The organism is Gemmatimonadaceae bacterium, assembly GCA_036273715.1.
Classification (GTDB): Bacteria; Gemmatimonadota; Gemmatimonadetes; order Gemmatimonadales; family Gemmatimonadaceae; genus JADGGM01.
The window spans coordinates 71969-88204 of the sequence record DASUHB010000067.1 but is presented as its reverse complement, the minus strand read 5'-3'; the positions used below and the strand labels follow the sequence as shown (position 1 = coordinate 88204).

The 16236-nt window shown below is 66.0% G+C and carries 12 protein-coding genes; 4 read left to right on the top strand and 8 right to left on the bottom strand.

Annotated elements, in window-relative coordinates:
• Positions 1-22 precede the first annotated feature (22 nt).
• The 3 genes from VFW04_15560 to VFW04_15550 form a co-directional block, all read right to left on the bottom strand.
• A complete protein-coding gene (locus tag VFW04_15560; protein HEX5180753.1) occupies positions 23-1489 on the bottom strand; it encodes a hypothetical protein in 1467 nt (488 codons plus the stop codon).
• Positions 1490-1540: 51 nt separating this feature from the next.
• Positions 1541-1933: a plastocyanin/azurin family copper-binding protein gene (locus tag VFW04_15555; protein HEX5180752.1), complete on the bottom strand. Its 393-nt coding sequence runs from the start codon at positions 1931-1933 to the stop codon at positions 1541-1543.
• Positions 1934-2348: 415 nt separating this feature from the next.
• Positions 2349-2738: a hypothetical protein gene (locus VFW04_15550; protein ID HEX5180751.1), complete on the bottom strand. Its 390-nt coding sequence runs from the start codon at positions 2736-2738 to the stop codon at positions 2349-2351.
• On the opposite strand from VFW04_15550, the gene VFW04_15545 reads away from it, so the two are divergent.
• The 4 genes from VFW04_15545 to VFW04_15530 all read left to right on the top strand — a co-directional run bounded on the left by VFW04_15545 (position 2712) and on the right by VFW04_15530 (position 7001).
• Positions 2712-4946, top strand: coding sequence for a bacterial transcriptional activator domain-containing protein (locus tag VFW04_15545; protein HEX5180750.1), 2235 nt, complete (start codon positions 2712-2714; stop codon positions 4944-4946). The genes VFW04_15550 and VFW04_15545 overlap by 27 nt on opposite strands.
• A 194-nt stretch (positions 4947-5140) precedes the next feature.
• Positions 5141-5605, top strand: a complete 465-nt coding sequence (locus VFW04_15540) for a hypothetical protein (protein ID HEX5180749.1) — start codon at positions 5141-5143, stop codon at positions 5603-5605.
• Between the two features lie 49 nt (positions 5606-5654).
• Positions 5655-6176, top strand: a complete 522-nt coding sequence (locus VFW04_15535; protein HEX5180748.1) for a hypothetical protein — start codon at positions 5655-5657, stop codon at positions 6174-6176.
• An 87-nt stretch (positions 6177-6263) separates the two neighbouring features.
• Positions 6264-7001: a DUF5602 domain-containing protein gene (locus tag VFW04_15530; GenBank protein HEX5180747.1), complete on the top strand. Its 738-nt coding sequence runs from the start codon at positions 6264-6266 to the stop codon at positions 6999-7001.
• A 198-nt stretch (positions 7002-7199) separates the two neighbouring features.
• Here VFW04_15530 and VFW04_15525 read toward each other — a convergent pair whose 3' ends face one another.
• Genes VFW04_15525 through VFW04_15505 form a run of 5 tightly spaced genes read right to left on the bottom strand, consistent with a single transcriptional unit; the run spans position 7200 to position 16212 of the window.
• Positions 7200-8066, bottom strand: coding sequence for a hypothetical protein (locus VFW04_15525; protein ID HEX5180746.1), 867 nt, complete (start codon positions 8064-8066; stop codon positions 7200-7202).
• Between the two features lies 1 nt (position 8067).
• On the bottom strand, positions 8068-9951 hold the full coding sequence (locus VFW04_15520; protein HEX5180745.1) for a CocE/NonD family hydrolase: 1884 nt from the start codon (positions 9949-9951) through the stop codon (positions 8068-8070).
• Positions 9948-11489 (bottom strand): serine hydrolase, encoded by a 1542-nt coding sequence (locus VFW04_15515; protein ID HEX5180744.1) that lies wholly within the window; start codon positions 11487-11489, stop codon positions 9948-9950. Before VFW04_15515 ends, VFW04_15520 begins: the two co-directional genes overlap by 4 nt.
• Positions 11486-14911, bottom strand: a complete 3426-nt coding sequence (locus VFW04_15510) for a PDZ domain-containing protein (GenBank protein ID HEX5180743.1) — start codon at positions 14909-14911, stop codon at positions 11486-11488. The genes VFW04_15515 and VFW04_15510 overlap by 4 nt, the downstream gene beginning before the upstream one ends.
• 32 nt (positions 14912-14943) lie before the next feature.
• Positions 14944-16212: a RagB/SusD family nutrient uptake outer membrane protein gene (locus tag VFW04_15505; GenBank protein ID HEX5180742.1), complete on the bottom strand. Its 1269-nt coding sequence runs from the start codon at positions 16210-16212 to the stop codon at positions 14944-14946.
• Positions 16213-16236 lie beyond the last annotated feature (24 nt).

Here is a 16236-nt window from a genome sequence, read left to right as displayed (position 1 = left end):
TGGAGTACCCGCTACCGCGGGATCAGAACGCGACCCAGAGGAAGAGATAGAGCGTATTGTTGCCCGATGCGTCACGACCGGCGCCATCGTATGCGCGCGACGCCCCGTTGAACTTGCTGTACAGGATGTACTGCGCACCGAGCCGCGTGTTCAACCACGCATTGAAGTCGACTTCTCCGATTCCGCCGCTGCTGCTCGGCGACCCGGTGACGCTGCCGGTGACGGCGCCCGGCGCAAAGAGCGCGGTGTCGCGGCTCCCCGTCGTCGTGAAATAGCCCGCGGTGAACGTGAACCGCGGCGTCGGCAGGAACGAGGCATTGAGCCGGAACTCGTTCAACGCATCGGTCGGATTGGGCAGGGGGGCATCGCCGGCTGTCTCGATCAATCCGGCGAGCGACTGGCGCTCGTGCAGATACGTCGTCCGCGCGATGAGCACGCCGGTGCCTAACGTGCGCTCGTACTGGGCGTCGAGCCCGAGATCGGTGAAGCGGTTGGTGAACTGGTTGACGCCGGTCGGGTACAGCGTGGCCGCCATCCCGTACGTGCCGACCATCAGGTAGTTCGGCCCGAACGTGCGCTGCACGGCGAGCCGCCAATACGGAATCACGCCGCGATTCGCGTTGGATGTCGTCGGCCCGGGCGGAGGCGCGACGCCTTGTTGCGCGGTTCGATACGTCGTGATTTCGGCGTACACGGTCTGATTCCACATGGCGTATGCGCCGAGTCCAACCACTTGTTGGGCGAGCGCTCCTTCGATCTGGGACCCGGCGGCAGGCGACGGTGCGATGCTCGAGGCGACGAATGGGAATCCCCACGCAGGCGTCGTGTTCCACAGGTCCTGCATGCTGGGGTTGTTGTTGAGCGTGACGCCGTAGATCACCTGCTTGCCGCCTAACGTACCGTGATCGGCGAATCGAAATTCCGTGTTGTCGATGCCGATCGATCCGGCATCGGCCGCATACGTGAGCTGCGTGAACGCGCCGATCTTCGGCGTGACCTGTCCGCCGAGAAACAGGCTCAGTTGCTCCGGAAACGCCGTGGCGTCGTTCTGCGCGTCCGGCAGTGCAGTCTTGAGATGCGTGAGCGACGTGATCACCATCGCCGAGGCCGGTGGAATCGGCGACAGCTCGAGCGTTTGGCGCGCCGAATCACCACCGACAATCGTCGGCAGCGCCGTGAGCGTGTAACCGTTGAGTTTGAATAGCCGCCCAAACGGTGTGAGCTCGGGAAACCCGTAGTGACATGCACTGCAGGGGAGCTTGGTCTGGCGAGAGAAGCTCGGAATGCGGTGCGCGAAGGCAGCGCGATACGCCCCCGCCGGCAGCGTCACGCGATCGGCGCGAAGGTAGCCGAATGGATCCGTGGTATCCGGTGTGCTGCGCGTGACCGGATCGGCAATCGCCGGTCGAGTCGTCAGCGCGATGAGAGCAGCGCCAAGCAATCCGGCCGCTGCGAACCGCGCGCGACATGAGCCCGGGGACGCAAGCATGGAATCTCTCCTGTGGAAGCCTCGCGCGGGGCGCGAGGAGGTAGTGATGCGCTACTTGTGGGCCCCGATGACGAGCGTTCCCTTCATTCCCACCGACTCGTGCGGATCGCACGCGAACGTGTACGTGCCATCCGGAAAGCGTGCGTCGATCACCAGATCGTAGGTCTGACCGTTGTTGAGGAGGTACGGTCCGACGGCAGCGTCTCCAAGCTTGGCGTCTTTCGGATGGGTGCGAAACGAGACGTTGTGCGGCGCCGAGCTCTGCTGGACGAACCGCACCGTATCGCCGCGTTGGGCGTTGATGGTGCCGGGATCGAACGCGAACTGTCCGTTAGGCCGATCGACCAGGTGCACCGTGATGAGGTGGCCCTGAGGCGCGGCCTGCGCGGCCGCGATGGGCGCGACGCAGGCGATGGCGAGCACCAGCAGTCCGTAACGAGGCATGTGCCACATGAATCCTCCGTGATACTGGCGAACCGAGGGACGGAGCCTTTCCGCCGCTGCGAACAACATCACGGCGACCGCGTCGCTCGGCCATCAGGCAAAGCCGGGCACGATGTCCGGCAAACGCCGCGCGCCATCATGGCGTCCGGAGAATACGATCGTCGTCGTTAGGCGAATGTCAGGCGAACTGCGCACCCGGTGTCCGGCGTTGGACTACACGCCGCGCTAGCCGCTAGCCGTCGAACCGGTGGCGCCCGGGGCGCGACGCGGGCGGTCTTCGAGCCAGGGCTCCCGGGCATGGAGTCGCACACCGGATTCACCGCCCGTGGCCGGAGAGCGCTTTCAACTCGGCATCCGGGGCGCTCGCGCATCCTTCCCTTGCCTGGCACCGTGCCGCCGCCTTACGATTTCTACCTCAGCAGCCCCCAACCCTGTGCTTTACCTTCGCACGTTCGGTACGTGCGCGCTCGAGCGCGCTGACGGCGCCCCGCTCGATCTGCAGCGACGCCCCCTCGCCTTGCTCGCCTTCGTCGCCGCCGCCGGCACGCGAGGCACCACCCGCGAAAAAGCCGTCGGCCTTCTCTGGCCGAATGCCGACGAAGACCGCGCCCGCCACTCCCTCGCGCAAACCGTCTACGCACTCAAGCGCGCCTGCGACGCCGATCCCGTCGAAGGGGGCGCAGGACTTCGCCTGGATGAAGCCGTCGTGAGCGCAGATGTACTCGATTTCGAGCGCGCGATTGCGGCCGGCGAGCACGAGCAGGCGGCGCAGCTCTACATGGGCGCGTTCCTCGACGGCTTCCACCTGCCCAACGCCGGCGAATTCGAGCGCTGGATGGACGGCGAGCGCGCCCGGCTGCAGCGTCTCGCCAAGCGCGCCATCGAGGCCTGTGCAACACGTGCCGGCGAGGCCGGCGACCATCATCGCGCAGCCGACTGGTGGCGACGTGCAGCAGCGATCGACCCGCTGGACTCGCGCGTTGCCCTCGCGTTGGTCCAGTCGCTTGCCGCCGCCGGCGAAACGGCGGCGGCCATCAAGCAGGCGGACCTGTACCAGCAGATTCGGCGCACGGAGCTCGACCTCGAGCCGGATGCGGCGGTTGCCGCGCTGGCCCAACGGCTGAGGTCGCAGCCCTTCGGGATCGCACCGGCCAGTCCGCCGCCGATGCCGGCCGCGCCCAACGATGAGCGGCCGCGAGCGGACGGCCCAACCGCTGCCGTCGAACCTCCCAGCTCGGCGGGCGCCGAGCCGCGCCGCCGGACATCGCGCGCACGTGCGTGGACCGTCACGGCCGCCGTTGCGTTAGGCATCGCCGCGGCGGGCGGCCTGCTGCTCGCGCGCGGCCGCCGCGCGGACGCGCCGTCGTCGAGCGAACACCGCGTGGTCGTCGCCGTCTTCGACAACCGCACCGCCGACACGGCGCTCGACCCGTTGGGCGAGATGGCCGCCGACTGGGTGTCCACCGAGCTCGCGCGCACGGGACTCGTCGACGTCGTCGATTCGCGCGCCGCCATCGCCACCACGGCTGCGTTAGGCGCGGGCACGTCGTCCTTCGGGATGTCGCCCGAAACGCGCGCGCTCGCGCGCACCGTCGGCGCCGGCATCGTCGTCTGGGGCAACTACTACCGCCGCGGCGATACACTCGAGTTCCACCCGCAGATCTCCGACGTCCGCGACGGCGCACTCCTGCGCGAAGTCCCACCGGTGCTCGCATCGGTCAAGGATCCGATGGCCGGCGTCAGGCAGCTGGCCGGCCGCATCATGGGCGCGCTCGCCACCATCGAAAACCCGCGGCTCAGCGAATGGGCCACGCACGCGGGCGCGCCGCCGTCCTACGCCGCCTACCGCGAATTCGTCGACGGTCTCGATGCCCAGGTCCAAATGGACGCGCCGACGTCACTGCTCCATTATCGACGCGCGCGCTCTCTCGACACGACGTTCCTGCAGCCGCTGCTCTTCGCCGCCGACGCTGAGCATACCCTCGGTCGGACGGCCGATGCCGAAGCCGATCTGGATACCGTCGAAGCGCAGCGGGACAAACTGGTTCCGGCCGACCGCTATCGTCTCGACTTTCAGTTCGCCGAAATCCGCGGCCAATCGGACCGGGCCTACGAGTTGGCCAGCGAGCTGGCGCGAGTCAGCCCCACGTCCGAGTCGTTCGCGATCGCCGGACAATCCGCCTTGTTCGTTGGCCGGCCGGCTCAGGCCCTCAAGTGGTTCTTGCGCGTCGACCCGACCAAGGGTTGGGTGAAAGGCTGGTCCGAATACTGGATGGAAGCGTCGATCTCCGCGCACCTGTCGGGCGACAATGCCGAGGCGCTGCGACTGGGGCACGCAGCGCGTCGCGCCTTCCCCGATCAAGTGATCGGCTTTGCGGCCCTTGTTCCACCGTTAGCAGGGCTAGGTCAGGTGGATGCGGTCAAAGCCGAAATGGATAGTGCCGGTGCTGCACCAGGACAGATCGGTTGGCGGTACGACGAGGCGCTCCACTTGGCCGCGTGCGAGCTCATGGTGCACGGCCACCCCGGCGCGGCGGCTGAGATGTGGGAGCGCGCAATACAATGGTACGCAGCGCGACCATCCGATGCCGCGTCGCCGCCCGACATGCAGGATCTTCATGCACGTATCCTGGTTCGGCTCGACCGCGCACCCGAGGCCGAGCGACTGGCACGCGCGCTCGTGAGGCAAACGCCAAACGAGCCCATGTTTCTCGCCACCCTCGGCATGGCCGAGGCGGAGGCCAATGACTCGGCAGCGGCGCGAGCGGAGCTCGAGCGCCTCGCGAACATCGCCGATACGGTGAGTCGAACGAATGTGAGTGCTCGCGGCGCCGTTGCTCTCGCCCGGGCGCGGCTTTCTGCCGCCATGGGCGATCGGGCTGCCGCGGTCGGCTTTCTCAAGGAGGCAATGCAGGACCGGACGATCTGGATCTACCAGCTTCATCGCCATATCGCATTCCAACCCCTGTGGAGCTACGCGCCATTCCGGGACCTGGCGCGCGTACGCGGCTAACGTCCCGTGAATGTCAACAGCCGAGGTTCTATTGGTCGAGGTCGACAATTGATCATCCGCTGATCCTCCGATGAGAGGGCGCGCCTAGGCTTCCCCCCGTTCGAGCCGCCGGACGCAACTGTCTGCCGTCGCATTCAGTGGCCGGCGGCAAATCACACTCGGGGGAATCAGCAATGTCGCGCCAACGCAGGGGCATGTTCAGATCCATAGCGGTTACGCTCGCAGTATTCGCGGCCGCATCCATCAGCAAGTCCGCGCTCGCACAGTCGTCGACACCCACTTCGCCGTCCGACACTACTCAGACGGCGTCGCCAACCGCCGATACGTCGGCGAAGACCACAGCCAGCGGCTCGCATCACTCCCGATTTGGAAAGTGGGGCAAGGCCTTTGGCCATGCGGCGGCGAAAGTCGGCAAAGCAACCGGCATCGACAAGAAGACAGCCGAGCGAGTGGCCGCCACGGTAGTCATGGGCGGCGCCGGGGCGGCGCTCATGAATTCAAAGGCTGCGTCCACCGTGCCTGGTGTAGCGGGCGCCGCGGCCGGCCTGGAACAGCAAGCGACGTTGCTTGCGATTCCGGCCACACCTGACACCGCGACGAAAACGGCGGCGGCCGATTCGGCCGCGCGAACGAAAACGCGAAAGCCCCGCGCGAGCTGATCGTGCAAGCAGATCGACTTGCGCGGTCGACGCCCGTCGGTTCCGCGTCGTGAACTTTCAAGCGGCCATGCTCACGCTGCGGCTCGTGCACATCGTGGCCGGCATCTGTTGGGCGGGATCGGCGGTGGTGCTCGCCGCCTACGTCCTTCCTGCGGCACGCGCCACGGGCACGGCCGGCGGACGCGTGCTGCACGAGCTCGTGCAACGCAGACGCCTGGCGCGCTCGTTCATGCTCTCATCGCTGATCACGATTGCGTCCGGCATCGCGATGTACTCAATGATCGGCGCGGGCTCGTACCGCGCGTGGATGACATCGCCGATGGGGTCGACGTTGGCCATCGGCGCGATCGCAGCCATCGCCGCCGCGCTCATCGGTGGAGGCGTCGTTGGTCCGGCCGTCAACCGTCTGGTGCAGTTAGGCATCGCCGCCGCGTCGCCTTCTGTTCGGTCGACGCCCGAGCATGCCGCCGAGACGCGCCGCATCCAGAAGCGGCTCGGCGTGAGCAGCACCATCTCGGCCGTGCTCCTGCTCATCGCGGTCTCGGCCATGGCGCTCGCCAGATATCTCTGAACCATCACTTCAAATTCACTGGAGGAACGAACAGTGGGACACAGAAGCAGCAGACGTCGTCCTGGTACGCATGCCTCATCGCCACGGGTGCTAACGCAACTGCTCGTCATCGGCGCGTTGGCCGCCGGCGCCTTTGCACTCGCCTGCAGCAGCGACTCGACGGCGCCGGTCGTCGAGGAAGTCGATGGCCCCCCGGTGACCGTCGGGAGCGGCACCGCACACGCGTTCGTGATGATGCGCGGCCGTGAGCCAACAACAGTCGGCATCGCGATGACCGACGCCGCGTTCAACGGTCTCCCTACAACGATGGCCGAGTTCCAGCTGCCGCTGCCGTCGAATGTGAGCGCGGCGCCGTTCGACCATGCCACGCTCAACTGGAATCCGCAGGGCCATCCGCCGCCGACGATTTACGGCGTGCCGCACTTCGATTTCCACTTCTACACGATCTCCGTCGCGGCGCAGGAAGCCGTGCAGGGCGGACTCGACACGACAACCGTCCCATCACAGTACGTTCCGCAGGATTACGTATCGGAGTTGGAAGCCGTACCGATGATGGGGGTGCACTGGAACGACTCGCTCGCGGCCGAATGGCACGGCCAGCCGTTCGACAAGACGCTCATTTACGGCTTCACGCACGGCCAGCTCGACTTCATCGAGCCCATGGTGACGACGGCGTACCTGCAGACGCATCCGGACATCACCGAACCGATCAAGCAACCGGCATCGTTTCAGGCGCCGGGCGCGTATCCGACGACGTACAGCGTCCGGTACGATGCCGCGCACGGCCTAACGCGCATCACGCTCGATTCGCTGACGCAGCGGTAGGCGCGCGGGCGCCGCAACAGATGTGAGGTGGTTGGCTTCCCCGCTCTGGAGACACCGTGCCGTTCTCGGCGCGGTCATCCGTGCAATCGGTGTCATAGAGCGAGGAAGCCCGCCAGGCGCGAGTCGGAAGCGAGCCCCGCGCCACGCGACTGATGCGTCTCAGCGGTACCGACCAAACTGCGAATGCGCGGGTGCCGGTCAGCGAGCGCTTCCTTCCCGCTCACAGACGTAGTAGCCGCACCGCGCCGTCTCGTCGCGGTAGAACGCGGTCACGCGGTAGCCCGCTCCGAGCGCCCACTGGAAGGCGCGGCGCGTACTCGACCGCCAGCGGGCCGCATGCTCCACGGACTGGGCCTGCACCTCTTCGATGGAGTCGGGCACCGCAATCAGCACGGCGAGCGGACGCCCGGCAACTTCGCGGTAGGCCGGCAAGCCGTCTGTGCCTAACGGATTGAGCACGGGATGATCCGTGCCTAACGTCACCCCGCGGCCGTCCCCGTCCGGCGCCCCGGCGTGCGGACCGGCATCGACGTCCCAGGCCACGATGAACCGGTCCGTACCCACGCCGCGATGCAGCACGCTGTGCGTCTCGGCGCCGTACATGTCGGGCACGTATTCGACGACGTGCGCCCCAAGCCGGATCAGGTTGAAATGCGCGTTGCGCGAGACCAGCGGGTCGAACGTCCAGTAGATGCGCGACACACCGATCTCCCGCACCGTGTCGCGTTGGAACTCCTTCAATCGGCGGCCGATGCCGTGATCGCGCAGGTGCTCGCGCACGGCGAGCATGTCGGACCAGTGCACCAGCCGGCCTGCTTCGACGCCGGTGAGGCCGAACACGAAACCGCCCAGACGGCCATCTTCCTCGAACGCACCGGCCGCGATGCCGCCGATGCGCTGCACCACTTTGAGAATGCCCACCGACACGCGCTCGGTGAACGTCGCGCCCCACACATCGTGCTGCAGCTCGACACACCGGATGAAATCGTCTTGCGTACGCAAGGGACGCACATCGATGGCCGCGCCCGGGCTCACCGCGACGGGTACGCTCCGGCGTGCTTCCACGTCAGTGTTGCGCGCCGGGTATACCCGCCGAGCTCCCCAGAATCGGCAGATCGACGTACGTGGCCGCATTCGCCGAGCGATGGATGCTCTCCGTCGCCACGGTGAAGTCGGAGTCCTTTGCATCGAAGATGTTCGCCACGTAGCGCTGCGGGTTGCGATCGATGAGCGGGAACCAGGTGCTCTGCACCTCGACCATGATCCGATGGCCCTTGAGGAACTTGTAGTCCTGCGTGTGCAGGTCGATCACGTACTCATCGGTGTGGTTAGGCGTGATCGGCTCCGGATGATCGAAGCCGGTCCGGAAACGCCCGCGGAAGACGTCGTTGGCCACCATGAGCTGATAGCCGTCGAGCGTCGTGTCGCTCTCCCCCTGATCGGGATAGACGTCGATCAACTTCACGATCCAGTCCGCGTCCGACCCGGTGGTGGACGCGAAGAGGTGCGCGCTGATCGCGCCGGCGATCGTCACGTCCTCCGTCAGCGGCCCGGTCTCCCATGACACGACATCCGGTCGCCCCTCGAGGAACCGCTGGTCGTCCACCAGCCAGCGCGACCACGTGGATCCCTTGCCGTACGTGGGCAGGATCGGCCGCTTGCGATACGGCACCGGATTTTTCGGGTCGGACACGTAGGAGTCGGCCGCGCTCGACCCGTTGTCGGTCGGCGCCTGCAGCGACAGCGCGTGACCGGCGTGCGTGTACAGCTTGCTCTCCGTCACGCCTGTTTTAGGCGGCCAACTGTCGTAGGTCTTCCATGCGTTCGTGCCGGCCTCGAAGGTGGTCGCTTCCGGCGCCTTGAAGGTGCCCTTCCCCTTGAGCCAGTACGCGAACCACGGCGCTTCGATGTTCTTTCGGAAGTCCTCCGACGCCGGCGTGCCGAAGTCGATCGCGCCTAACTTTTCGCCGCTCGGCGAATTCCAGCCGCCGTGGTTCCACGGACCGACCACCAGATAGTTGAGGTTCTTCGTGTCGTGCTTCTCCAGCGTCTCGTAGATCTTGATCGGTCCATAGAAGTCTTCCTGATCCCACCAGCCGGCCACGTTCAACGTCGGCACGGTGACGCGGTCGAGATACGGCCCAACGGCCTGTTTCTGCCAGAACGCATCGTAGCTCGGATGATCGGCGAAGTTGTCCCACGTCGGAATCTTATCGTGCAGATACTCCTTGTTCACGTTCGCGAGCGATCCGAGCTTGAGATACCAGTCGTACGTATCCGAATCGTTGAACGCGAACGCCTGGATCTGCTTCGTCGTCTCCATCATCGTCGCGTACTCGAAGCCGTAGCTCAGCCGGAACGCGCCGTTGTGATGGAAGTCGTCGCCGATGAACATGTCGGCCGGCGATGCCCGCGGCGACACGGCTTTCAGCGCCGGGTGCGGATCGAGCATCGCCATCACCGTCAGCCAGCCCGGATACGACGTGCCTAACATTCCCACCCGGCCGTTGTTGTGCGGCACGTGCTTGAGCAGCCAGTCGATCGTGTCGTACGTGTCCGTGCTCTCATCCACGGCCTTCGGATCTTTCTTGTTGCGCACGGGCCGCAGCATCACGAACTGTCCCTCGGACTCGAAGCGCCCGCGAATGTCCTGGAACACGAAGATGTACCCGTCCTGGACCAGGTACTTGAGCGACGGACTGCTCAAGGCCTCGCCCATGCCGTCGATGCCGTACGGCGTCCGCGACATGAGGATCGGCAGGTCGACCATCGCGTTGCGCGGCGTGAAGATGAGCGTGTGCAGCTTCACGCCGTCGCGCATCGGCACCATCACGTCGGTCTTGTCGAACGACGGTTCGGGCGCGCCCTGCGCACCCGCCTGCGACGCGACCGTTAGGCACAGCAGCGCACCCATGGCGCGACCGCCGGCAACCATGCGAAAAGTCATCATTGGCCTGTACTCGCGCTCCCTCGAGAAAACGACTGACCGAAGAACTGCACGGCGCGCACGTGTCCATCGCCGTCGGGCACGAACGTCAACACACTTTCACCTTCCAGGGTGTCGCGCGCCACGCTGCGAAAGCGGTCGAACGTGGCGTGCGTCAGCTCCCCGATGTCCCAGTTGCCGTAGCGCGCGCTCAGCGACCCGTTCGCCGACGTCACGGTGATCGTGCCGTACGTCGAATCCGTGTACGTGCCCGCATAGCGATCCAGCGGCATCGACGCCGGCACCGGTTGCGCCGACGCCACCGTTGCCGACCGTCGCGACACGCGATCCTGACGCATCGATGCAAACAGCGCTTTGAGATCAGCGCTCCAATCGCGGGGCGGCGTCTTGCCCGTCACGCCGTACGAGTCGAACACCTTGTACATGAGCGCGTGCCGCAGCTCGGCGTGATCCAGATTCTCCAGCACGTAGACGCCGAGTTTCTTGCGAGGCTCGAGGCCGATCAGCGCGCACATGCCGTCGATGCTGCCGGTGTGCATCCAGACGGTCTGGCCGTCGTAATCCTGCACGAACCAGCCGAGTGCGTAACTGAAGAAGAGTGGATGCGCCAGCTCGAGCGCCGGATACTCCGCCATCGGCGCCTGGATCTCCGGCGTGAGCAGCTCGGCGAACGTCGATGGCTTGATGAGCTGTCGATTGCCGACCCGGCCGCTGTCCAGGATGAAACGCATCCATTTGGACATGTCGGAAACGCTCGACCACACCGAGCCGGCCGGCGCGATCGCATCCGTCGTACGAACGGGCACGCGGCGCACGGTGTCGTTCACCAGCGCATGCGGCACGGCGACGTTAGGCTGACCGTGAAGCTCCGCGACCAGCGGAATCGATTCGTGCATCCCGATGGGATCCCACAGCCGCGTTTCGACGAAGCGCTTCCATGGCATCCCGGAGACGCGCTCGACGATCAATCCGCCGATCGCGTAGACGACGTTCTGATAATCCCAATGCGATCGGAACGACGACTCAGGCTTCACGTAGCGAAGCCGCCGGATCATCTCATCCATGCTCAGATTGTTCTGCGGAATGATCCAGAGCAGGTCGGTATCCGGCAGCCCGGTGCGGTGCGTGAGCAAATCGCGCACCGTCAGCTCGTGCGTCGCGTACGAGTCGTAGAGCTGCAGCTCGGGGAGAATATCGATGACGCGTTCATCCCAGCTGATCTTGCCCTCGTCCACGAGCATCGCCAACGCCGCCGACGTCATCGCCTTCGTGGTGGATCCGATCGCGAATCGCGTATGCTCGTTGACGGGCTCCGGCTTGCCTAACTCGATCACGCCGTAGCCCTTCGCGAACACGAGCGAATCGTCCTTCACCACCGCGATGGCCATCCCCGGCACCCGCCAGTCGCGCGCGGCCTTGGCCACGTACTTGTCGAACGCGGCCCAGTCGGGCGCCTTCTGCGCGCGAGCGATCGCGGGCGATGCGCCGCAAAGCAGCGCGCCCAACACGGCGGCGCGCGCGAACGGCCTATGCCTGCTCATTGATTGCCGCCCGAGCGCGTGGTGGCGACGCCCGTCGTCACACGGTCGATCGGCGCCGGCCGCGGAGCGTTAGGCGCGGGGTGCTCCTTGAGCAGCTTGAGCGCTTCAGCCACCGCGCGCTCGAGCTGCGGATCGTGGCCGTGAATCACGTCGGCCGGCGTCTCCGTCACCTCGATGTCCGGCGTGATGCCTTCGTTCTCCACCGCCCACTTGCCGTTGACATCGTAGAACGCCAGGTCGGGCGCGGTGATCGCCCCGTTGTCGACGCTCAATGGAACGCCGAGCGTGCCCACCAATCCGCCCCACGTGCGCGTGCCCACGAGCGGGCCGAGCTTGGCGACGCGGAAGTAGTACGGCAACGCGTCGCCACCCGAACCGGCAGACTCGTTGACGATCATCACCTTCGGACCCATGATGCCGACCATCGGCATCGTCACCACATCGCCCGCCCGCTCGGCGAAATATCCCATGAGCTGCCGCGACATCTGATCGACGATGTAGTCGGCAACCGAACCGCCCTGATTGTACCGCTCGTCGACCACCACGCCCTGCTTGTCCTGCTGAGCGAAATAGTAGCGGTTGAACGCGGTGAATCCGGCAACCGACGTGTTCGGCAGCCACACGTAGGCGAGCTTGCCGCCGGACAGCTTGTCGACGGTGCGCCGGTTCTCATCCACCCACGCCTGCGTGCGCAGCTGTTCGTCGTCCGGAATCGGCTCGACGGTGACGAGCCACGAACCGGCCGTCGACGGCGAGTGACTAACGCGAAGCGTGGTCGGCTTGCCCGCCGTGCCGACGAACAGGCTGTACGGATTCGTCGGAGCCGCGAGCGCGTTGCCGTTCACCTCGAGGAGATAGTCGCCTTCGGCCACTTTCAGACCGGGCACGGCGAGCGGCGCCTGCAGGTGCGGGTTCCAACTGCCGGCGGTGTAGATGTGCTGGATGCGGTAGCGCCCGTGGTCCAGCGCCAGATCGGCGCCGAGCAGTCCGACGCTCACCTGCGCGGTATCGGGCAGGTCGCCTTCGGATTCGATGTACGAGTGCCCAACGGTGAGCTCGCCGCCCACCGACGCGATCAGATAGTCAAGATCCGCGCGATGCTCCAGGTACGGCACGAAGACCTTGTACTTGTCGTAGATCTGGTTCCAGTCGTTGCCGTGCATCTTCGCGTCGTAGAAGAACTCTCGCTGCGTCCTCCACGTCTCGCGGAAGATCTCCGCCCACTCCGCCTTCGGATCGACCATCGTCTCCAACTGGTCGACCTTGAGCGATCCCTCGCCGGGCGTGGCCGGTTTGTCGGTGGGAACGATGCCCCAATGATTGCGTCCGGCCTCGTAGAGAATTTTCTTGCCGTCCGCCGAGACCGTGTACGATTGCACGCCATCCAGGAACGGCATCGGCTTCTGCGCGGCAAGCACGTATTCCCAGAGCTGCTGCGGCGGCCGCCCGATCGACGGTTGCGGACGGCGCTCGAGGTAGAAGAACGTCCCAGCGCTCCCCGGCACGAGCGACGTATACTCGGCGCCGGGGATGCCGAGCGGAACGATGCGACTCTCGATGCCCGCGATGTCGATCTGGACGTGCGAGGCGCCGGCAGGCGCGGCGGCCGGCCGTGCCGGTCCGGCGGCCCGCGCTGCCCGCGCTGCGTTAGGCGGCGCCGCGTGCGCTGCCGGCATCTGCGCCGGCATCTCGGCCACGTTGCGCGGCGGCTCGTCGCTCGGCGGCGGCGTGAGCGGCGATGGATCGTTCGCGTCCAGCACCACGAGGTATGCGCTCCGGTGCAGCGTATGATCCATCTCGCTCATATCCAGCCAGCCCATCCGGAGCGCGATGTCCGTGCTCGCCATGAAGTAGAGATACTTCCCGCCGGCATCAAAGGCAGGACTGACCGCATCGGCGAGACCGTCGGTGATCTGGTAGGTTTTGCCGGCGTCCAACGAATACAGGAAGATCGCGCGCATGTGGCTGCGGAGCGATTTCGAGTAGGCGACCCACCGCGAATCCGGCGACCACGCCGCATCGAAGCCGCGGCCCGGATCGTCGAACGTGTCCGAGTCGATCGGCGCGAAGTGACCGTTAGTCACGTCCACGACCCACAGCTTCGCATGCGTGTCGCGCATCGTGATGTGCTTCGCGTCCGGCGACCAGGTAGGCGCCGTGAAGTATGCCGGCGATGGAAGGGGAATGGCGCGCGGCGCCGACTCGCCGGTCTGGTCGCCGATCATGAGTTGGTACTCGCCCGTCGAATCCGAGAACCAGGCGATGTGCGTGCCGTCCGGCGACCACACCGGATCCCGATCGTGAACGCCGGAGCTCTGCGTGAGATTCCGGTAACTGCCGTCCGCCGCGACCGTGTAGATGTCGCCGCGCGCTTCGAACGCCGCGCGCACCCCGGTCGGTGACAGCGATGCGCTGCTGATGTATGACGCCACCTGCTTCATCTGCGGCTGCGCCCACGGGAAGTCGCCGGTGGCCGTGATGTTCAATTGCTGCGAGCGGCCGGTCGCGATGTCCAACAGATGGATGTACCCGGCCTGTTCGTACACGATTGCGTCGGGGCCGGCCGACGCGCTCATGATGTCGTAATCGCGGTTGTGCGTGAGCTCCGTCACCTGTGACGCGCCCTGTTCGTTCGAGTACAGATTCACGACGCCGTCGCGATCGGACAGGAAATAAATGGTGTGCCCAACCCACATCGGATCGGTGTCATTGCTGTTCGCCCACGGCAGCGTGGTCTCGCTGTAGTTGGCGAGATCCATGATGTGAATCGGCTCGGTGCGTCCGCCGCGGTAGCGTCGCCACTGACTGTACTGCGGCTCCGCCCAGTTCGCCGCGAAGAACGCAACACCGAGCGGTTGATACGCCATGTGCGTCGCATCGGACGAGTACGAGCCGGCGAACGCGCGCGGCATTGGCACCTGCTCGGGCATGCCGCCGGTCGACGCGACCGTCCACATGCGCAGGAACGAATTGGCCCCGGGCGTCGGGACCGTGCCGCGCGAGGATGCGAACACCACCTTCTTGCCATCGGGCGTCCATCCGCGGACGAAGTCGCCGCCCGGGTGGTACGTTAGGCGTTTGGGCTCGCCGCCGGCGACAGGAACCACGTAAACGTCGGCGTTGCCTGCCACCGTCGCCGTGTAGGCGAGCATCGATCCGTCCGGCGAGAATGCCGGATCGGTTTCCACGGACGGCGTGCTGGTGAGCCGTCGCGCGGCGCCTCCCGCGCGCGGCACCACCCACAAGTCGCCGCCGTATTCGAACGCGACCATGTCATGGCTGACGGTCGGCCGTCGCAAGAAACGCGTGCCCTGTGCCTGCACGGAAGCGACCGCGAGCACGAGCGCCGGGAATCCGATCAGCGATCGCCGCACGTGCTGCATCATCCGTGCGGCGCTGCGCGGCAGTCTTCGACACGACATGTCCGATCTCCTGGAGTACGAAGTGAAAGGCGTCAACGGGCGGCGCGATCGAGATTCGGGTTGTTGATGCGCTCCACGTTAGGCAGCGGGAAGCACGCCTGGTCGGCATACGTGCCGCCGTTCACGTACGGGGCGCCGGTGGCGGGGCTCAACGGCAGCCCGAGCCGCCGGATGTCACCGAGCCGGTGTCCCTCGAGGAAGAACTCGCGGCGGCGCTGTTCCACGATGTCCGCCATCACCGCGGGAGCCGTAAGGCCGCCGCTGTAGGCCGGCTGGTGGGCGGCACTGCGTAATGTGTTCAGGATGGTCACCGCGTCGTTCAGGTCGCCCGTGTTGACGTCGTTCTCCGCGATGATGAGTTGCGCTTCCGAGAACTTGGCGAGTGCCTGCGGCGCGGTTGCCGTCGCGTCCTTGTTCGCAAACCAAACCACGGTGTGGCCGTCCGAGCCCAGCTCGCCCGTCGACGTCACGGCGATCCGCGGGTCGCTGTCCACGACGAACCGGTTGATGATCGACGTATCGATCGACCCGAACTGCGCCTGGATGGTTTGGATGAACACCAGGTTTTGGCGCCGCGTCGCCGTCGGATCGTGATCGATGTCGACCTCGAAGCCTGCGGGAATCAGTGCCGCATCGGTCGCCGCGTCCGCTGAATTCCCGAGATCCAGCTCGGTCCGCGCACGACCGAGCAGCGCAAGATTGAGCGTCGTTGCATCGTTCGCGCGCGTCGCAGCAGCGACGGCCGTGTCGAATCTGACCATCGCATCACCGAAGATCTGTTGCGGCTGCTCCTCGGGACCGAGATCGAACGCCGCGGAGCACATGCCCTCGCCCATGAGCACGAGGCTGTAGCCGCCGTACGCGGACGCCACGGCGATGAGGTGAGAGCGGTCGGGAACCTGTTCGTCGGTCCATCCCTCGAGATGCTGCACCGCGACATCGTTGGACGCACGCGCGACCGAGAGTGGAGTGTAGACGCCCGGCTGTTGCTGGCTGTCGCACGTGTTCGTTCCGTACGGTGAATCGGGCGTAATCGAGCGGCGATCGAGATCGAAATTGGCGGTCTGCGAGATCGCGTCGGACATTTCGTCCATGAAGATTCCGCTCGCCGCGATGTACTCGTTGAACGCGCACTCGAAGTCGCCGCGCGAGCTGTTCACGATGAGGTCCGCGTTCTGCGGTGCGAACACATCCGGGCCTAACTGACCGGGGTTCGATTGCTCGAGGGTCGTGAGGTCGTTGCATGCGGCGGACACCGACACCACCGCCAACGCCACGATCACGGTGCGCGCCGAAGCCATCCACCCGCGCCGCGCGACGCGCCT